21 protein-coding genes are annotated in these 18,795 nt (G+C 71.4%); 14 read left to right on the top strand and 7 right to left on the bottom strand.

Annotation, left to right across the window (positions count from 1 at the left end):
* Positions 1–182: 182 nt before the first annotated feature.
* The 6 genes from IE307_RS07745 to IE307_RS07720 are packed head-to-tail and all read left to right on the top strand — an operon-like array spanning position 183 to position 6,085.
* Complete coding sequence (locus IE307_RS07745) at positions 183–725, top strand: DUF4265 domain-containing protein (protein WP_191297094.1); 543 nt, start codon at positions 183–185, stop codon at positions 723–725.
* A gap of 50 nt (positions 726–775) precedes the next feature.
* Positions 776–1,708: a patatin-like phospholipase family protein gene (locus IE307_RS07740; RefSeq protein WP_229904501.1), complete on the top strand. Its 933-nt coding sequence runs from the start codon at positions 776–778 to the stop codon at positions 1,706–1,708.
* Positions 1,709–1,751: 43 nt separating this feature from the next.
* Positions 1,752–2,351, top strand: a complete 600-nt coding sequence (locus IE307_RS07735; protein ID WP_191297090.1) for a TetR/AcrR family transcriptional regulator — start codon at positions 1,752–1,754, stop codon at positions 2,349–2,351.
* A complete protein-coding gene (locus IE307_RS07730) occupies positions 2,348–3,745 on the top strand; it encodes an amidase (RefSeq protein ID WP_191297088.1) in 1,398 nt (465 codons plus the stop codon). Before IE307_RS07735 ends, IE307_RS07730 begins: the two co-directional genes overlap by 4 nt.
* Before the next feature lie 11 nt (positions 3,746–3,756).
* The gene (locus IE307_RS07725) at positions 3,757–4,608 is read left to right on the top strand and encodes an alpha/beta fold hydrolase (protein ID WP_191297086.1); all 852 of its coding nucleotides are present in this window, start codon (positions 3,757–3,759) and stop codon (positions 4,606–4,608) included.
* 4 nt (positions 4,609–4,612) lie between these two features.
* Positions 4,613–6,085: an amidase gene (locus IE307_RS07720; protein WP_191297085.1), complete on the top strand. Its 1,473-nt coding sequence runs from the start codon at positions 4,613–4,615 to the stop codon at positions 6,083–6,085.
* On the opposite strand, the gene IE307_RS07715 is transcribed toward IE307_RS07720, so the two are convergent.
* Positions 6,075–7,034 (bottom strand): alpha/beta fold hydrolase, encoded by a 960-nt coding sequence (locus IE307_RS07715; protein ID WP_191297083.1) that lies wholly within the window; start codon positions 7,032–7,034, stop codon positions 6,075–6,077. The genes IE307_RS07720 and IE307_RS07715 overlap by 11 nt on opposite strands.
* A gap of 68 nt (positions 7,035–7,102) precedes the next feature.
* Between IE307_RS07715 and IE307_RS07710 the strand changes: the two genes are divergently transcribed.
* Complete coding sequence (locus IE307_RS07710) at positions 7,103–7,690, top strand: helix-turn-helix domain-containing protein (RefSeq protein WP_191297081.1); 588 nt, start codon at positions 7,103–7,105, stop codon at positions 7,688–7,690.
* Here IE307_RS07710 and IE307_RS07705 read toward each other — a convergent pair.
* Complete coding sequence (locus tag IE307_RS07705; protein ID WP_191297080.1) at positions 7,677–8,894, bottom strand: MFS transporter; 1,218 nt, start codon at positions 8,892–8,894, stop codon at positions 7,677–7,679. The genes IE307_RS07710 and IE307_RS07705 overlap by 14 nt on opposite strands.
* Before the next feature lie 123 nt (positions 8,895–9,017).
* On the opposite strand from IE307_RS07705, the gene IE307_RS07700 reads away from it, so the two are divergent.
* Complete coding sequence (locus IE307_RS07700; protein WP_191297078.1) at positions 9,018–9,671, top strand: winged helix-turn-helix transcriptional regulator; 654 nt, start codon at positions 9,018–9,020, stop codon at positions 9,669–9,671.
* On the opposite strand, the gene IE307_RS07695 is transcribed toward IE307_RS07700, so the two are convergent.
* Positions 9,649–9,813, bottom strand: coding sequence for a hypothetical protein (locus tag IE307_RS07695; protein WP_191297076.1), 165 nt, complete (start codon positions 9,811–9,813; stop codon positions 9,649–9,651). The two genes, IE307_RS07700 and IE307_RS07695, sit on opposite strands and share 23 nt — an antisense overlap.
* 355 nt (positions 9,814–10,168) lie before the next feature.
* A complete protein-coding gene (locus IE307_RS07690) occupies positions 10,169–10,390 on the bottom strand; it encodes a hypothetical protein (protein ID WP_191297074.1) in 222 nt (73 codons plus the stop codon).
* A 341-nt stretch (positions 10,391–10,731) separates the two neighbouring features.
* Between IE307_RS07690 and IE307_RS07685 the strand changes: the two genes are divergently transcribed.
* Genes IE307_RS07685 through IE307_RS07660 form a run of 6 tightly spaced genes read left to right on the top strand, consistent with a single transcriptional unit; the run spans position 10,732 to position 14,506 of the window.
* A complete protein-coding gene (locus IE307_RS07685; protein ID WP_229904500.1) occupies positions 10,732–11,718 on the top strand; it encodes a HAMP domain-containing sensor histidine kinase in 987 nt (328 codons plus the stop codon).
* Positions 11,715–12,362 carry a response regulator gene (locus IE307_RS07680; RefSeq protein WP_191297072.1) on the top strand — a complete coding sequence of 216 codons (648 nt, stop codon included), beginning with the start codon at positions 11,715–11,717 and terminating at the stop codon, positions 12,360–12,362. The genes IE307_RS07685 and IE307_RS07680 overlap by 4 nt, the downstream gene beginning before the upstream one ends.
* Before the next feature lie 9 nt (positions 12,363–12,371).
* Entirely contained in the window at positions 12,372–12,845 is a 474-nt protein-coding gene (locus IE307_RS07675) for a cation:proton antiporter regulatory subunit (RefSeq protein WP_191297071.1), read from the top strand.
* Positions 12,846–12,849: 4 nt separating this feature from the next.
* Complete coding sequence (locus IE307_RS07670) at positions 12,850–14,025, top strand: cation:proton antiporter (protein ID WP_191297069.1); 1,176 nt, start codon at positions 12,850–12,852, stop codon at positions 14,023–14,025.
* Entirely contained in the window at positions 14,022–14,324 is a 303-nt protein-coding gene (locus IE307_RS07665; RefSeq protein ID WP_191297067.1) for a hypothetical protein, read from the top strand. Before IE307_RS07670 ends, IE307_RS07665 begins: the two co-directional genes overlap by 4 nt.
* Positions 14,325–14,341: 17 nt before the next feature.
* Positions 14,342–14,506, top strand: a complete 165-nt coding sequence (locus IE307_RS07660; protein ID WP_191297065.1) for a hypothetical protein — start codon at positions 14,342–14,344, stop codon at positions 14,504–14,506.
* On the opposite strand, the gene IE307_RS07655 is transcribed toward IE307_RS07660, so the two are convergent.
* The 3 genes from IE307_RS07655 to IE307_RS07645 are packed head-to-tail and all read right to left on the bottom strand — an operon-like array spanning position 14,488 to position 18,668.
* Positions 14,488–15,831, bottom strand: a complete 1,344-nt coding sequence (locus IE307_RS07655; protein WP_191297063.1) for a carboxyl transferase domain-containing protein — start codon at positions 15,829–15,831, stop codon at positions 14,488–14,490. The two genes, IE307_RS07660 and IE307_RS07655, sit on opposite strands and share 19 nt — an antisense overlap.
* Positions 15,815–17,221, bottom strand: a complete 1,407-nt coding sequence (locus IE307_RS07650; RefSeq protein ID WP_191297062.1) for an acyl-CoA synthetase — start codon at positions 17,219–17,221, stop codon at positions 15,815–15,817. Before IE307_RS07650 ends, IE307_RS07655 begins: the two co-directional genes overlap by 17 nt.
* 4 nt (positions 17,222–17,225) lie before the next feature.
* Positions 17,226–18,668: an SLC13 family permease gene (locus IE307_RS07645; protein WP_191297060.1), complete on the bottom strand. Its 1,443-nt coding sequence runs from the start codon at positions 18,666–18,668 to the stop codon at positions 17,226–17,228.
* Between the last annotated feature and the right edge of the window lie 127 nt (positions 18,669–18,795).

The following is an 18,795-nucleotide window of genomic DNA, read 5'->3' as shown; positions in this document are numbered from 1 at the left end:
CCAGGGCTCACCCTGAGATGTCGTCTTCACCCACCAGCACGCCGGGCTCCTCGATTGAGCGGATTGATCTCGCTCTCCACGGTAGCAGCGGCCCGCGGAGTTCGCAGTCGAGATCCCTCACCAAGGCGCCTGTGGTGCTGGCAACATCTGATCGTCTTCAAGGGGAGTGGAGCGTGGGATCGATGACTGCTGAACCCGTTTACATCGGGCACGACGACCCGGTGGGCCGGTGCGAACGGAGCGGTGCGGTGCTCGTGGACCTGGCGCCGTTCGGAGAGCCGGGGTTCTTCGAGCAACTGGTGGTCGCTCCTGTCGAAGGGCTGGAGGTGTTCGAGGTCCGGTGCGTCCCGCTCAGGGCGTATGGCTTCTCGTTCGGCGACGAGGTGGGACTCGGCATGACGATGATGGTCGAGCGCGTCGTGCGCAGGAAGGGCAACAGGACCCTGCGCGTCTTGCTGGCGCCGTCGGCGGAGCACGACGGGACGGCCGCGACGTTCCGCGAGGAGGTCGACGGCAGGGCGTCCGCACTCGGCCTGCTCTTCGAGTGGAACGGGTGGGGCAACGTCGCGATCAACGTGACCACGGAGCAGATCGCCCCGGTGATCGAGTGCATCGGCGGGTACGTCGACCGCGGGCTCGCCTTCTGGGAGTGGTCGGAGACCGTGCCGTTCAAGCCGCCGACCAGCCCCTGGCCCCATGTCTGGCCCGAGGCGCCGCCGGAGTGATGGATCCGGGTAGAACGGTGGTACCCGCCGGCGGATCTGTAGGAGCAGACGTGACCGTTCTCGAGTTGCTGCGCGAACGCAGGCAACGGCACAGCGTTCCAGGGCAACGGGACGACGACGCCCGCCTGGTGTTGCTGGTCGAAGGCGGCAGCTCGCGCGGCGTCTACTCCAGCGGCATGACCGTCGCGATCGAACGGCTGGGCCTGCTGCCGCTCTTCGACGCCGTCTACGGCAGCTCGGCGGGGTCGTTGAACGCGGCCTGGCTGCTGTGCGGCCGCGCCGACCACAGCAAGCACGCCTGGTGGGACCCCGCGGTCATGCGCACCACGATCAACCCGCGGCGCGCGTTCACCCGCCGCCCGGTCGTGGACACCCACCACCTCGTGCACACGATCTACACCCAGGTGCACCCGATGGGGTTCCAGGAGGTCGTGGACAACCCCGTGGAGTTCCACCCGATGGCCACGGACGGGCTGACCGGCGAGGCGGCCGACCTGCACGGGTACGTGCGCGACACGTTGAGCCTGCAGACCGCGCTGCGGGCGTCGGCCGCCATGCCGTTCCTCGCGGGCGATCCGGTGGTGATCGACGGCCGCCCGTACGTCGACGCGGGGCTGAGCGAGACGATCCCGATCCGCACGGCGCTGGAGCAGAAGGCGACGCACGTCGTGGCGTTGCGGACGCGGCGCGAGGACGAGTTCCTGGGGGTGCCGCCGTCGCGCGGGGAGCGGATGGTGCTGTCGCGCTGGTTCGCCCGGCACGCGCCGGGGGTCGTGGCGAACTGGCTGGGCCGGGAGGCGATCCGGGCGCAGGACGAGGAGCTGCTCGCGTCGCACCCCGCGTGCCTGCAGATCCGGCCGCCCATCGGGAGCGCGGTGATCGGGCGGACCGAACGGCGGCCGCGGGTGATGCAGGACGCGCTGGACGTGGGGGTGGAGGCGGCGATGCGCGACTTCGCGGGCGTCGCCGAGGTGAGCCGCTGACCCTTGTGGACGCGCGATCGGCCGCCTACGGTATCGCTACAACTTGTTGCGAATTGGAGGGCTGCCGGTGGCGGGGCGTCCGCGGGATCCCGATCTCGAACAGCGGTTGCTGGCGACGGCGTGGTCGCTGCTGACCTCGAACGGCTACGACGCGCTCACGTTGACGCAGGTCGCGGCCCAGGCCGGTGCGCACAGGACCGACGTCTACCGGCGGTGGCGCAGCAAGGTGCGGCTGGTGGCGGACGTGCTCGACACCTACCTGCCGCCGGTGCCCGACCCCGACACAGGCACGCTGCACGGCGATCTCAGGGCGTTCGCGCAGGACCTGGCCGGGGCCTGGAACGAGCCGTGGAACGACGGCCTGGTCGGTTTCCTGGCCGACCTGCGCGGGGACGGCGAGGCCGGGCGGACGTTCCGCGCGCTGGTCTCGCGCCGGTCGCAGCCGCTGGTCGACGCGATCGCGCGGGCGGTGCGGCGTGGTGAGATCGCCGAGGTGCCGGAGCTGCCGTTCGTCGGCAACCTGCTCGAAGGCCCGCTGATGCACCGGCGGATGTTCGGGGGCGGGCCGCTGACCCCGGAGGAGCTCGACGTGGTGACGTGGTCGGTGCACCGGCTGCTCACCGGAACGTCCGTGAAACCGTGAACCCGCACGAACTCACGGCGGCCCAGCAGTTGGAAGCGTTGCAAGCCAAGGAGATCAGTTCGCGGGAGCTGACCGAGCACTACCTGGCGCGCATCGAACGGCACGCCGCGCTCGGCGCGTTCGTGACGGTGAACGAGAACGCGCTCGACGAGGCGGCGAAAGCCGACGAACGACTGGCCGCAGGCGACCGGGAACCGTTGCTGGGACTGCCCCTGGGCATCAAGGACCTCGCGGCCACTGCGGGGATCCGCACGACGTTCGGGTCGGCGGCGATGGCGGAGTTCGTGCCGTCCGAGGACTCCTGGACGGTCGGGCTGCTGAGGCGGGCGGGCGCGGTCGTGCTGGGCAAGACGAACGCGTCGGAGTTCGGCGCCACCTGCTACACCGAGAACGACGTCACCCCGGCACCGGCCGTGACCCCGTACGCCCCGGCGAGGTACTCGAGCGGGTCCAGCGGAGGCGCGGCCACGGCGGTGGCGGCGGGCCTGCTGCCGGTGGCCCACGCCAGCGACGGCGCGGGGTCGATCCGCACGCCCGCGGCGACCTGCCACCTCGTCGGGATGAAGCCCAGCCGCGGCCTGGTGAGCCCGGCGCCCGCCACGTCGTTCCTCTCCGCGAGCACCGAGGGCCCGATCGCGAGAACCGTGAGGGACGCGGCACTGCTGCTGGACGTGATGGCGTCACCCGCGCCCGGCGACCTGTACGGCTGGCGTCCCGGCGGCCCCTTCAGCACCGCGCTGCACCTGGACCGGCCGCTCAGGATCGCGCTGTGGACCGACACCGGCACCGAGGAGCACGCCGACCCGCAGGCGGAACTGGTCGTGCGGCGCACCGCGGACGTGCTGACCCGGCTGGGCCACGAGGTGTGCGAGATCCCTTTGCCCGCCCGCTACGACGAGCCCGTGAGCCGCGCGATCCTGACCTGGTTCGCCTACCAGGTGGGCGCCGTGGTGCGGATGATGGTGCCGCCGGAACGAACCCACCTGCTGCGGCCTTACTCACGGCACCTGCTCGACGTCAACGAGACGTTGTCCGCCAACGACGTCGTGACGGCGCAAGCACTGCTCGCCCGCTACGCCAGCACGTTCCTGAGCGAGGTCGACGACTACGACGCCGTGCTCACTCCCACGACCAACGGCGCCCCGGTCCCGATCGGCCACTACGACGGTGACGAAGCCGATCTGATGCTGAAGTGGTCGTGCCACACGCCGTGGGCCAACCTGGCCGGAGTGCCCGCGATCTCCCTCCCGTCCCATGTGGACTGCGAAGGGCTGCCGCACGGAGTGCACCTCGTGGGCCGCCACCGCGGCGACGCCGAACTCCTCGCCCTCGCCGCACAGCTGGAAAGCGCGGCGCTGTGGAACGAGCTCCACCCGCCGAGCTGGCACCACTGAAGGGCGCGCCGATGCAGGAGAAGAGCGTCACCCTGCCGGACGGGCGGGCGATCCGCGCCGTCACCGCGGGCGCCGGGCCCGGGCCGCTGGTCGTCTTCGAGGCCGGGATGAGCGCGCCCGGCTCGTCCTGGATCCACACCCAGCGCGAGGTGAGCGCCCGCTACCGCACGCTGTCCTACGACCGCGCGGGCTACGGCGGCAGCGACGTCGACCCGCACGACCGCACGCTCGACCGGATCGCCGACGACCTGACGGCGTTGCTCGACGCGCTCGGCGAGACCGGACCGGTGGTGCTCGTCGGGCACAGCTGGGGCGGGCCGATCATCCGCGTCTTCGCCGACCGGCACCCGCGGCGCGTGGCCGGAATGGTGTTCGTGGACGCCACCCTCGCCGAGATCATGTCCACGCGGAACGCCAAGGTGGCCGCGAGGTTCTTCACCCTCATGGCGTTGGTGGCACGTCTGGGCGGCAAGGGGCTGATCAGGCGGCAGACGTTCCGCAACGGCGTCTCCCCGGAGATCTCCGCGGCCGACGTCGAGGTCATGACGGCCGACCACACCACCGCGCGGGCCATGAAGGCGGGCAGCCGGGAGGCGCTGCAGATCGAGGCGGCCCTGCCCGTGCTGCGCCGGTTGCAGGAGAAGGGCACGCCGGACGTGCCGACGGTCTGCCTGCAGGCGGGGCTGGTCGAGCGCGGGATGGCCCGGTGGCGCCCGAGGTTCAACCAGTGGGCGGCGGACCTGATGGACGCCGTCCCGCAGGGGAAGATGATCGTCGTCGAGGGCGCGGGCCACCTCATCCCGCAGGAATCGCCGGCGATCGTGCGCGACACCGTCTTCGAGGTGACCGAGCGGCTAGTTTGAGCGCGTGGACTTCGACGAGTACCGGAAGTACGACGCCACCGGGCTGGCCCGGCTCGTCGCGGACAGGCAGGTGTCCGCGGCCGAACTCCTCGAGACGGCACGACAGCGCGCCGCCGAGGTGAACCCCCGCCTGAACGCGATCGTCAGGGACGTCCCCGCCGAGCCGGGCGACGACCTCACCGGTCCGTTCGCGGGCGTGCCGTTCCTGATCAAGGACCTCGGCCAGGACTACGCGGGCCTGCCGACCTCGAACGGCTCGCGGTCGCTCAAGGCGCACAAGGTCGCCGCGCACTCCACCGTCGTGCAGCGCTGGATCGACGCGGGCCTGGTGATCTTCGGCAAGACCAACCTGCCGGAGTTCGGCGCGAAGGCGATCAGCGAGTCCACCACCTGGGGTCCCGCGCGCAACCCGTGGGACCTGACGCGCACACCCGGTGGCTCGTCGGGCGGGTCGGCCGCCGCGGTTGCCGCCGGGATCGTGCCGTGCGCGGGAGCCAACGACGGCGGCGGCTCGACCCGGATCCCGGCCGCCTGCTGCGGGCTGGTCGGGCTGAAGCCGGGGCGGGGGCTCACGCCGTTCGGCCCGGAGACCGCCGAGATGATGCACGGCGCGGCGGTGCAGGGAGTCGTGTCGCGCACGGTCCGCGACACGGCCGCGATGCTCGACGTCATCTGCGGCGGTGAGCCCGCCGGGCCCTACTCGCCCGCGCTGCCCGCGGAGCCGTTCGCCTCCTTCGTCGGGCAGGCGCCGGGCAGGCTGCGGATAGGCGTGCGGGTGCCGTCGGCGATCAACCCGAACCCGCACCCCGAGGCGGTCGCGGCCGTCGCGTCCGCCGTCCGCGTGCTCACCGAACTCGGCCACCACGTCGAGGAACTGCCGCAGGCGCCGTTCGACGACGCCGCGCTGGCCAAGGACTTCCTGCTGACGTGGTTCGTGAACCTCGCGTGGAAGGTCGCCGACGCCAAGCGCCTCACCGGGGCGCCGGACATCGCGTTCGAACGCGACACGCTGCTCATGGCCGCCCTGGGGCGGGCCACGAGCAGCGTCGACTACGTGGACGCGGTGCAGCGGCGGCACGAGCACACCCGCCGGCTGAGCACCTGCTTCGAGTCGTACGACCTGCTGCTGACGCCGTCGCTGGCGACCCCGCCGCCGAAGGTCGGCCAGTTCGACCTGCCGGTGTCGCTGCAGCGGGCCACCGACGCGTTGCTCAGGACCGGCACGGCCCGGTTCCTCAAGCACACGAAGATCGTCGACGACATGATCAACGACAACCTCGGCTGGGTGCCGTACACGCAGCTCGCGAACATCACCGGCCGGCCCGCGCTGTCCCTGCCGCTGCACTGGACGGCGGACGGGTTGCCGCTCGGCGTCCAGTTCGTCGCGCCGCTCGCGGGGGAGGCGTTGCTGATCAAGCTCGCGGCGCAGCTGGAGGAGGCGCTGCCGTGGTCCGACCGGTTCCCGGTCATGAACTGAGGAACCTCAGCAGCTCCGCGGCGACGAACTCCGGGTTCTCCTCGACGAGCCAGTGCCCTGCCTTCGGGACGTCGAGCGCGCCCACGACGTTCGTCGCCCGCGGGGCCACCGTGCCCTTGATCGCCTCGGCCTGACCCTCCGCGGCCATGACCAGGGTCGGCGCCTGCACCGGCCGTGCCGCTTCGGTGTCGCGGACGTCCTGGTCCAGGGCGCGGTACAGCTCGAAGCCGTTCTTCAGAGTCTTGCCGTAGGTGCGGGCGTACTCGTCGATCTCGTCGTCCGCGAACGGGGACTTCGTGGACGTGCCGCCGAAAGCGCTGCCCTGGTAGGAGACCTGGGGGTAGAAGAGCTCCAGGTAGTCGCGGACGTCGTTCTGCACCACCGCCTCGGGTACCCGGGGCTGCGAGTGGAACGCGATGTGCCAGCTCAGGCCGCGGTAGGTGCGCGCGTCGATCGCCGGGCCCGGCAGTGGCAGGTCGAGGTAGCCCAGGCGTGCGGTGTCCTGCGGGAACTGGCTGGCGTACTGGAACGCGACCGCGGCGCCGAGGTCGTGGCCGACGATCGACGCGTTCTGGAGGCCCAGCTCGCTGGTCAGCGCGTGGACGTGCCGTGCGAGCGCGGCCTTGTCGTAGCTCTTCGGCGTGCCGGTGCTGTCGCCGAGGCCGGGCAGGTCGAGTGCGTAGACGGTGTGGCGTTCGGCGAGCGCGGGCATGATCGGCCACCAGCCGTACCAGGTCTGCGGCCAGCCGTGGACCAGCACGACCGGGCTGCCGCTGCCGCCCTTCACGTAGTGCATCCGCAGGCCGTCGACGTCGGCGAACTCGTGGCGGAACGTCTTCTGGAAGACCGGGTCGTTCTGGGTGATCGCGGTGTGGGGCTCCGTCTCCGCCGGCGGCGGCGTGGAACAAGCCGTGATCATGAGCAGCAGGGCGATCATGAGGCGTTTCATGGTCGCCAGCGTGGGCTCTGGTTGCTGGATCTGGCACGAAAACTTGCCGGTGTGGCAAGGTCGGCCTGGTGAACCGTGAAACCGAAGAGGTCCTCGACGGGGTGGGCGCGCGGCTGCGGACGTTGCGACGGCACCGCGGCATCACCCTCGCCGACCTCGCGACGACCACCGGAATCTCCGAGAGCACGTTGTCGCGGCTGGAGAGCGGGCAGCGCCGGGCGACCCTGGAACTGCTGCTGCCGTTGTCACGCGTCTACGACGTGCCGCTGGACGACCTCGTCGGCGCCCCGCGGACCGGCGACCCGCGCATCCACCTCAAGCCGATCCACAAGTACGGCATGACGTTCGTGCCGTTGTCGCGGCGGCCGGGCGGGGTGCAGTCGTTCAAGATGCTCATCCCGGCGGTGCCGGAACCGCTGGAGCCCGCTCTGAAGACGCACGACGGGTTCGAGTGGCTCTACGTCCTGAACGGACGGTTGCGACTGGTGCTCGACGACCTCGACCTGACGCTGCCGCCCGGTGAGGCCGCCGAGTTCGACACCGCGAAACCCCACTGGCTGGGCAGCGCGGACGGCGGCGCGGTCGAACTGCTGATCCTGTTCGACCCCCAGGGGGTGCGCACGCACGTCCACGCCGACAAGATCACTTCCGGTTGAGCCGCACCGTCGCGATGACGCCGACGAGCGCCACGATCGCGTTGAAGAGACCGAAACCGACCGCCGTGGCCGTCGCGCCGGCGATGCCGATGAACACCCCGGCGACGATCGCCGACGTCCCCATCGCGAGGTAGCCGACGAAGAAGATCGCGGTGAACAGCCCGGCGCGTTCGTGCGGCGAGACCTCGGGCACGAGCCCGCGCGTGGTCCCGGCGAACGAGGCGCCGATCCCGGTCCCGCCCACCACCGCGGCCGCCCAGAGCAGGGGCAGCGAGGTCGCGCCGATGCTGCCGACGAACAGGACCCCGCCGGCGACCATCGCGCTCATTCCGGCGAACCGGAGCGTCGGAGCCTTGATCCCGCTGGAGAACGCGGAGGCCACAGTGGACGCTCCCAGTGCCACGAAAGCCAGCAGTGACCCGACGATCGGGCTCCGCACGCCGAACACCGCGACCAGCAGCGCGGGCACGAGTCCCATGAACAACGTCATCGTCGAGAACCCGCCGACGATGCCGGGAACCGTCGTCCAGTAGAGCCTGCGCACCTGTACGGGCAACGAGATGCGCGGGTTCAGCGACTTGACCGCACCCGGCTTGCGGGTGGCGGTCTCCGGCGTGAAGACCGCGAACACCGTCCCGGCCGCCATCACCAGGGCGAGCACGAACCACACCTCGAAGGCCGCGTTCGTCGCGAACTCGGCCAGCAACCCCGCGAACAACGCGCCGATCGCCAGCCCGCCCAGCGGCGCCATGCTGGTCATCTGCGCCCCGAGCTTCTTGAACCGCTCCGGCGCGAGCTCGACCACCGCCGCGCTGAGCGCGGCCGACGCGGCCCCGGTCGCCACACCCTGCACGACCCGTGCGGCGATGACCCACCCGACGTTCGGCGCGTACAGGAACATCAGCATCGCGACGAGGTCGACGCCCAGCGCGCCGATCATGAGCGGCCGCCGTCCCACGTAGTCGGACAACGACCCGACCACCAGGATCGAGACCAGCAGCGAGAAGGCGTAGATGCCGAACGCGAGCGTCAGCACCCACGGCGCGAACCCCCACTGGTGCTGGTAGATCGGCAGCAGCGGCGTCGGCGCTCCGGCCGCCACGAGGATCGCGACCATCGCGGCGGAGATGCCCGCGAAGCCAACGCCGCGTGACACGTACGGCCGGCGCACGGCCGCATCGGTGCGTTCGAGCAGTGCGGTCATCGCACTTCCTTCAAGTTCGGGGGAGTGGGTGCGACGACGGTAAGCCCGTTCGCTTGTTTTTTGCAAGTGAACTTTCTGTTGGCCAGCTAGCTACTGTCTGGCAAGCTTGCTACTCTGCGGGTTGTGAAGCGTCGTGATTTCGGCCAGTACTGCGGGCTCGCCCGAGCGCTCGAGCTCGTGGGCGAGCGGTGGGCGCTGCTGATCGTCCGCAACCTCATCGTGCGGCCGCGTCGCTACACCGAACTGCAGACCAGCCTCGCGGGAATCCCGACGAACGTGCTGGCCACCAGGCTCAAGGAGCTGGAACAGGCAGGCATCGTCGAACGCCAGGTGGCCCCCGCCCCGGCACGAGGCGTCGTCTACACCCTGACGGAGGTCGGCCGCTCCCTCGAGCCCGCCCTGCTCTCGCTGGCCCGCTGGGGCGCCACCCAACTCGGCGAACCGCAACGAGGCGACGTAGTCACACCCGAAGGCCTGGTGCTGAACCTCCGAGCCGTCTTCCAGCCCGACCAGGCGGCAGGCCTGACCGCGTCGTGGGAGATCCACGGCCCCGACGTCACCGTGCACGCCGTACTGGTGGACGGCCACCTCGCGACGGGCGTGGGCCCCGCCCCCGTCCCGCCGGACCTGACCATCACCGCCACCTTCGCCGACGACGAACTGGCGTCCTACCGCGCGATCATGACCCTGGCCCGCGACGGCGCGGTCGAACTGACGGGCCGCCGCGAGCTGCTCGGGACGTTCCTGCGCCTCTTCACCGTGCCGCGGGCTGCCTGAGGGCCACCGAGCCCGCCAGGAGCAGTCCGGCGGCGACCAGCAGGGCGTGCGGGATCAGCAGACCGGCCAGGACGAGGGCTGCGGCGAGGGCGTGCCAGGGCCAGGTTCGGGTGGGGGTGCGGCGGGTGGGCGTGGGAGTCATCGGGCGCCTCCTGGGGGTTGAGGGCGTCTTGCTCCATGGTCCGCCGGTTTTGCCCGGTTCCGCGATCCGTCTTGGCACTCAACCTGGGGGTGCGGTGGGTGGGTGATCCGGGGTCGGCGTGGGTGTTGGCCCTCGTGCCGCGGTCCGCAGCCTTTCGCTCCTGCCTGGATTGACTCGCGACGCGATCCGGTTGACTTGGGCCGCGTGCGGTCCGCGCCACCCCGCTTGGTTGCACACCACGCCTCACGCACGCTCGCTCACTCGCCGCGCGCACGACCTCGCACCGCGCGCACGACGCCGCACCGCGCGCACACGCCGCACCGCGCACGCCACGCACCACACCACGGACACTCGTTCACTCGCCGCGCGCACCACGCCGCACCGCGCGCACGACCTCGCACCGCGCGCACGACCTCGCACCGCGCGCACGACGCCGCACCGCGCACGCCACGCACCACACCACGGACACCCGTTCACTCGCCGCGCGCACCACGCCGCACCGCGCGCACGACCTCGCACCGCGCGCACGACGCCGCACCGCGCACGCCACGCACCACACCACGCCGCTTGGTTGCACGCCACGCACACCCGCTCACTCGCCGCGCGCACGACGCTGCCTCGCGCGCACGACACCGCACCGCACACGCCACGCCGCACCGCGCACGTCTCCCAGCCGCGCCCTGCACCTCGCCGCGTCGCCTGGCACCACCCACCCAGCAGCCGCACACCCCACCACCGCCGCGCCCCACGTCACTCCGCACCCCACCACCGCCGCGACCCACGTCACTCCGCGCACCGTGACCATCCCCACCCCGGGCCCCGCCCCACCCGCCCGACCGGCACACCTGCCACCACCCCGCCAACATGGGTGTTGCCACGGATGGACACGTGGCGCCCTCGCCCGTCAGCCTCGCAGGCGTGGCGGGAAGTGATCACGGAGAGGCGGCGCGTGTGTCGTTGTTCGGGCGCATCTTCCTGCTGAACGCCCTGGTGCTGGTGGTGGCGGCGGCGTTGCTCGTGTTCGGGCCGGCGACGGTGTCGACTCCGGCGTTGCTGCGCGAGGTGCTGGTGCTGGCGGTGGGGCTGGTGGTGATGCTGATCGCCAACGCCGTGCTGATCCGGGTGGGGCTGGCGCCGCTGGGGCGGCTCACGCGGGCGATGACGACGATCGACCTGCTCAAGCCCGGGCCGCGGTTGCCGGCGAAGGGGCACGGGGAGATCGCCGAGCTGATCGTCACGTTCAACAGCATGATCGACCGGCTCGAGGCGGAGCGGGGGTACAGCTCGGCCATCGCGTTGTCGGCGCAGGAGGCGGAGCGGCGCAGGGTGGCGCAGGAGCTGCACGACGAGGTCGGGCAGTCGTTGACGGCGGTGTTGCTGAGTCTCAAGCGGGTGGCCGACCAGTCGCCGCAGGAGACGCGCGAGGAGTTGTTGCAGGTGCAGGAGACCACGCGCAGCACCCTCGACGAGATCCGCCGCATCGCCCGGCGCCTCAGGCCCGGCGTGCTGGAGGAGCTGGGGCTGGTGAGTGCGCTCAAGGCCCTCACGAACGAGATCTCCGAGCCGACGGGGCTGACGATCAGGCGGAAGTTCGACAAGAACCTGCCCGCGCTCGACGCCGAGACCGAGCTGGTGGTCTACCGGGTCGCGCAGGAAGGTCTCACGAACACCGTGCGGCACGCGAACGCCGGCGAGGCGGAGCTGAGCCTGAAAGCGCGGACGTCCCACATCGAGCTCCGGATCCGGGACAACGGCCGGGGGATCGGGAACAGCCAGGAGGGCGCGGGCATCCGGGGCATGCGGGAACGCGCGCTGCTCGTGGGCGCGGACCTGAAGGTCGGTGGTGCGTCCGACGGGGGTACCGAGGTCCGGCTGGTCGTCAAGGCGAAGGGGGAGAGCGAATGACGGTGCGCATCCTGCTCGCGGACGACCACGCGCTCGTGCGCCGCGGCGTCCGGATGATCCTCGACAACGAGCCCGACCTCGAGGTCATCGGTGAGGCGGGTGACGGGGCCGAGGCGATCAGCAAGGCCAAGCAGGACAGGCCGGACCTCGCGATCCTCGACATCGCCATGCCGCGGCTGACCGGGTTGCAGGCCGCGCGCGAGCTGTCGCGCCTGCAGCCGGACCTGCGGATCCTGATCCTCACGATGTACGACAACGAGCAGTACTTCTTCGAGGCGTTGAAGGCGGGCGCGTCGGGGTACGTGCTCAAGTCCGTCGCCGACCGCGACCTGGTGGAGGCGTGCCGCAGTGCCATGCGCGGCGAGCCGTTCCTCTACCCCGGCGCGGTGAACTCGCTGATCCGCAACTACCTCGACCGCGCCAAGGAGGGCGGCGGCTTCCCGGCCAAGGCGATCACCGATCGCGAGGAGGAGATCCTCAAGCTGGTCGCGGAGGGCCACTCCTCCAAGGAGATCGCGGACATGCTCGTGATCAGCGTCAAGACCGTCGAGCGGCACCGGGCCAACCTGCTGCAGAAACTCGGGCTCAAGGACCGCCTCGAACTCACCCGGTACGCGATCCGCGCCGGGCTCATCGAACCCTAGGACACTCGAGTGAACGTCGAAGTGACGCCCCTGCCCGGCATAGGGATCAGGCAGGACTTCTCCCTCCGCTCCGGCCGCCGGGTCGGCGTGATCTCCTACCGCGACGGCAAGTTCGAGCTCATCCTGTCCAAACAGGACGATCCCGACACCACCGCCGCGTCGATCCCGCTGACGCCGGAGGAGGCGGGCACGCTCGCCGGGCTGCTCGGGGCGCCGCAGCTCGTCACGAAGCTCGAGAGGCAGAACGCCGACATCGCCGGGATCACGACCCGCCAGCTGCCGGTCGCGGCGTTCTCCAGCCGCACGCTCGGCGACACAGCGCTGCGCACCCGCACCGGCGCCTCCATCGTCGCGGTCGTGCGTGCGGGCAACGCGCATCCGTCGCCCGGCCCCGACTTCCTGTTCGAGAACGGCGACCTCGCGGTCGTCGTCGGCACCGCGGACGGTCTCGATGCCGCCGCGGACATCCTGACGGGCGGCTGAACCAGTGCACGACACCACGATCGCGCTGATCCAACTGGGTGCGGTCTTCTTCGGACTGGGCCTGCTCGGTCGCCTCGCCTGGAGATTCGGCATCTCGCCGATCCCGCTCTACCTCGTCGGCGGCCTCGCGTTCGGCTCCGGCGGGCTGATCCCGTTGCACGGCATCGAGAACTTCACCCACCTAGCCAGCGAGATCGGCGTGGTGCTGCTGCTCCTCCTGCTGGGGCTCGAGTACTCGGCCTCGGAACTGACCACAGGTCTCAAGAAGTCGTGGATGGCCGGCCTTCTCGACATCGTGCTCAACGCCGCACCCGGCGCGATCGTCGCGCTGATGCTCGGCTGGGGCCCGGTCGGGGCGCTCGCGATGGCGGGCGTCACGTACATCTCGTCGTCCGGCATCATCGCCAAGGTCCTCGGCGACCTCGGCCGGCTCGGCAACCGCGAGACACCGGTGATCCTGTCGGTGCTCGTGTTCGAGGACCTGGCGATGGCCGTCTACCTGCCGGTGCTCACCGCCGTGCTGGCCGGCGTCAGCTTCGTCGGCGGACTCACCTCGGTCGGCATCTCGCTGCTCGCGATCACCATCGTCCTGGTGGTGGCGCTGAAGTACGGCCGCGTCATCTCGGCCATCGTCGACAGCCCCGACCACGAGGTGTTCCTGCTCAAGCTCCTCGGCTCCGCGCTGCTCGTCGCGGGCATCGCCTCGGAACTGCAGGTGTCCGCCGCGGTCGGCGCGTTCCTCCTGGGCATCGCGATCTCCGGCTCCACCGCCGAGAACGCCACCCGCCTGCTCGAACCGCTGCGCGACCTGTTCGCCGCGATGTTCTTCGTCGTGTTCGGCCTCAACACCGACCCGCGCACGATTCCGCCGGTGCTCGGCATGGCCGTGCTGCTGGCCGTGATCACCACGCTGACGAAGGTCGCGACGGGCTGGTGGGCGGCCCGGCGCCAGGGCATCGGGCCGATGGGCCGCGCCCGCACCGGCGCCGCGCTGGTCGCGAGAGGCGAGTTCTCCATCGTCATCGCCGGCCTGGCGGTCGCGTCCGGGCACGTGAACGAGCAACTCGCGGCGCTCGCCACCGCGTACGTGCTGCTGATGGCGATCATCGGCCCGATCGCGGCGAGGTTCGTGGAACCGGTCGGCGAGTTCTTCCTCCGCAGGCGGGCAGCGGCTCGGTGAGGTGGCCGGCACTCCTGCTGGCCCTGCTGCTGGCGTTCGTCGGCACGAGCACCCGCGACACCACGGCCGACCAGCCGGGATCGGGGCTGAACGCCCCGGTCTCGGCCGTCCACGTGCAGACGACGGCGTCACCGGACGCGTGCTGGGCGCTGCCCGGCGCGGCGACCGGCCCGTGCCCGCCGCGGGGAAGGGCCGCGGTCGTCGTGGCCGCCGCCCAGGGCGTGGAGGGAATCACCTCAGGTCACCGGTCGAGCCGGGCGCCGCCGCACGCGGCCGCTCCCGCCTCCACACACCCCTGACCCTTGAGGACCTTCACATGTCGTACGTCGTTTTGCTGCTGCTCATCGCGTCCGTCGCCTTCGGCATCGCCGCCCTGGGCGCGATGGTGCAGAAGAAGGAACCGTTCTACGGCGTGGTCGGACTCGTGACGATCTGCGTCCCGAGCTCGCTCCTGGCGTTCCTCTACATCGCCGTCGCCTGATCGGCGGACCGGCCGAGCTGGGCGATTCCCCGTGCCACGCCCAGCTCGACCAGGTCCTGCGGCCGCAACCGCAGTTCGTCGGCCGTCTGCCGCGCCCGCGCGGGTTCCCGCTTGAGGATCGCCGCCGCCAGCTCCGGCGAGATCACCGCGAGGTAGCTGTCCGGCGTCACCCACATCCGATCCGGTGCGGCGAACGCGAGTGCGCCACCGGACCCGCCCTCACCGATCAGCAGCGTGGTCACCGGCACGCTCGCCTCGGCGACCGCGGTGAACATGTCGGCGATCGCCGCTCCCACCCCGGCCTGTTCGGCGGCCGCGTCGTTGGCCGCGCCCGGTGTGTCGACGAGCGTCAGCACCGGGATCCCCAGCCTGTTCGCCGTCCTGAGCAGCCGCGCCGCCGTCCGGAACCCGGCGGGACGCGTGGCCGTGCCGCGCTGGGCGGCGTAGGCGACCGTCCGGCCGTCCCGATGCCCGAACCCGCACAGCACCCCGGGATCGACGCCACCGGCGCGGTCACCGCTGATCGGCTCGTACCAGTCGAAGTAGGCCGCGAGGTAATCCCCGGCCCGCGGGCGGCTCCGCGCGCGGGCTCGCAGCACCGCGTCCCACCCGGTCTCCGGCAAGGTCCCGGCTCCCAGCGCCTGGGGCACGGGAGCGCGGTCACCGGGCGTGGTGAGCAGTCGCAACCAGCGCTCCAGCGCGCCGCGCAGCTCACCGGACGGCAGGAGCTGGTCGACCAGCCCCGCCGCGAACTGCTGCGTCACCGAGTACCCCGGCGGCCGCACCCGCGACCCGGCGAACCCGACCTGGGCGCCGTGCAGTCCCAGCACGACGTCGGCACCGGCGCCGAGCGTGGCCCAGCCACCACCGGTGGTGGGATCGCGGAGAACGGCGACGTGGGGCAGCCCGGCGGCGCGGGTCAGCGTGATCTGGCGCGCGATCCTGGGCAGCTGCATCAACGCGGGCGTGCCCTCCTGCATGCGGCTGCCGCCCGTCGCGACCAGGGACACGACCGGCAGGCGGTGCTCGCGGGCGTGGGTGAAGGCCTGTTCGACGCGGGTGCCCGTGCGGGTGCCGAGCGAGCCGCCGAGGAAACCGAACTCGAACGCGACCACCACGGCCCGCACACCGCCGATCTCCGCGACGCCGCAGACGACGGACTCGTGTTCGCCGGTCAGCTCCGTCGCGCGGGACAGCTGGGCACCGTAACCACTCCAGCCGAGTGGTCCGTCCACTCCGGACAGAACCGAGCCGTCCGGCAGCTCGGCGAACGACGACGCCACCCGGCCGATCAGCGCGCGGGCCGGCTCACGTCCCGAGGGCACGCTTCATCACCTTGCCCATGTCGTTGCGCGGCAAGGACTCCACGAAGTGCACCACCCGCGGCCGCTTGTGCGGGGTGAGCAGGCGGGCGACGTGGTCGGCGAGGTCGCCGGGGGAGGGTTCGGCGCCGGAGGGCACCACCCAGGCGACGATCCGCTCGCCCAGGTCGTCGTCGGGCTCGCCGGTCACCGCCACCTCCTTCACGGCGGGGTGTTCCAGCAGCGCGTTCTCGATCTCGCCCGCGCCGATCTTGTAGCCGCCGCTCTTGATGATGTCCGTGGCCTTGCGCCCGACGATGCGGTAGTAGCCGTCGGCGTCGCGCGTGCCGACGTCACCGGTGCGGAACCAGCCGTCCGCGAACGCCTCCGCGGTCGCGTCGGGCCGGTTCAGGTACTCGGTGAACAGGTTCGGCCCGCGCACCTGGATCTCGCCGATCGCGCCGACCTCGTCCAGGGCCTGTCCGGCGTCGTCGACGAGCCGCACCTCGACGCCCGGCAGCGGCAGGCCGACGGCCCCCGGCCTGCGGTCGCCGTCCGCGCGCACGCTCGTGTTCATCAGCGTCTCGGTCATGCCGTACCGCTCGACCACGCGCTGCCCGGTCGCCGCCGCGATCCGCTCGTGGTCGCGCACGGGCAGGGCGGCCGAGCCGGACACGAGCAGCCGCGCCCCGCCCAGAGCGGCGGCGAGCGCGGGGGCGGAGCCGACCTCCTCGGCGATCCGGTGGTACATCGTCGGAACGCCGAACATCATCGTGCCCTCCCCGTTCAGCGCCTCCACCACCTGCGCGGTGGAGAACTTGCCGAGGTGGTGCAGCGTGCCGCCGCGCCGCAACGGCCCGAGCACACCGAGGATCAGCCCGTGCACGTGGAACAACGGCAACGCGTGCACCAGCACGTCGTCGGCCGTCCACCCCCACGCCTCCGCCACCGCGTCCAAAGTGGACACGATCGAACGGCGCGGCAGCACGACGCCCTTGGGGGAGCCGGTGGTGCCCGAGGTGTAGACGATCAAAGCGGGAGCCTCGTCGCCGGGATCCGCGAACACCTTCTCGGCCGAGCCGTCGAGCGTGACCTCGAGACGTGGCACCGAATCCAAGCCCGCGGGCAGCTCCACCCCCGGCGCGGCGAGCACCCCGGCCGGCGCGCTGTCCGCCACGATGTGCGCGAGCTCGCGTTCGCCGACCTTCGGGTTGAGCGGCACGGCCGGCACCCCGGCCAGCAGCGCCGCGACCACCGCCACGCAGGTCTCGAGGGTCGGCGTGGCCCAGATCGCCACGCGGGGGAGCCCGGACAACCGCTGTGCCAGGGCTCCGGCACATCCCGCGAGTTCGGCGTGGGTGAGGGCGCGGTCGCCGAAGCGGAGGGCGACGCGGTCCGACTGCAAGGCAAACATCAACTCACCAGATTCCCGGGACGACGAGGGCGAGCCACACCAGCGGCGGCGCCGCCGCGACCATGATCCCGCCGTAGACCATCAACTGCTTGAAGAACTTGTCGCGGTCGACGTTCTCCGCACCCGCCAGCACCAGGGCTCCGTTGGTGGAGAACGGACTCACGTCGACCACGGTCGCCGACACCGCCAGCGCCGCGATCAGCCCGACCGCGCTGACCTCGCCCTGCAGCAGGAACGGCACGGCCAGCGGGATCAACGCGCCCATGATGCCGACCGACGAGGCGAACGCCGACACGATCGCGCCGATGTAGCAGATCAGGAGAGCGGCGAGCAGGGGAGCGCCGACGCCCGCGACCGAGTCGCCGGCCCACTTGATCGTGCCCATCGTCTGCAGCACGGCGACGTAGGTGAGGATGCCGCAGATCAGCAGCACGGTCGGCCAGGTGATCTGGGTGATCGCCGTCTTGGAGGTCTCCGGCCACACGATGCTGAGCAGCACGGCCACCGTGATCGCGGCGAGGCCGACGTCGAGGTCGAAGACGAGGGCGGCGACGACCAGCGCGGCCAGGCCGAGGAGGGTGGCGATGCGGGGCGCGGTCAGGGCGATCCGCTCGTCGGTCTCAACGACTCCGCCGCCGGTGCCGCCCGAAGGGGTTCCGCTTGCCCGGCTGCCGGCCGTGGCGCTGCCGGTAGGCCCGCCGTCGCCGTCGGCCGCGTCACCACCGGCAGTCCGACCGTCGCTGCCGGCCGCACCGCCACCGCCGGTCGCCGACCCGGCCGCCGCGACCCCGGCCGCGCCGACACCACCGGTGCCGACCAGCGCGGGCGTGTCCAGCGGCTGCCGGGCGAGCTTCATCCCGCCGCACACCACGAACACCACGACCGCGATCAGCAGGTTCACCACGAGGCTGGCGAGGAACAGCACGACCTCGTTGCCCGGCAGGCCCTCCTTGTCGACGATGCCGTTCACGATCGTGCCGTAGATGCTGATGGGGGAGAACCCGCCCGCCTGCGCGCCGTGCACGACCATCACGCCCATCAGGAGCGGGCTGATCTTGTACTTGGCCGCGAACCCCATGGCGATCGGCGCCACGATCGCGACCGCCGCCGGGCTCACCGCGCCGATCGCCGTCAGCACGCCGGTGATCGCGAACATCACCCACGGCATCAACGCGATCCGCCCGCCGACCAGCCGGATCGCCATGTGCACCAGCCAGTCCGTGGTGCCGTTGGCGCGGGCGATGGCGAACAGGAACGTCACCCCGACCAGCACGACGAACAACGAGCCGGGGAAGCCCTTGAAGATGTCGTCGGTCTTCATGTCCGCGACCAGCGTGCCGACCCCGAAGGCGGCGGCGAACGCCAGCGCTCCCATGTTGATCGACCGCGTCGTGGCGATGACGAACACCACGACCAGCACGAGTATCGAGATCAGTTCGGCGGACATGCAGGGGCTCCCGTCGTTGGGGCTGTCCGGCTGGCTCAATGGCCGAGTGGATGAGCCACTTTCCGCCCACGGTCCGGTGGCTGTCAAGAGGTGGCATAGTGGCTGAGCCACTTGACCGGTTATCCTG

Origin of the sequence: Lentzea cavernae (assembly GCF_014653695.1) — a bacterium.
Classification (GTDB): domain Bacteria; phylum Actinomycetota; class Actinomycetes; order Mycobacteriales; family Pseudonocardiaceae; genus Lentzea; species Lentzea cavernae.
Note: the sequence above shows the minus strand (reverse complement) of the source record. Positions and strands in the feature narration are given on the sequence as shown.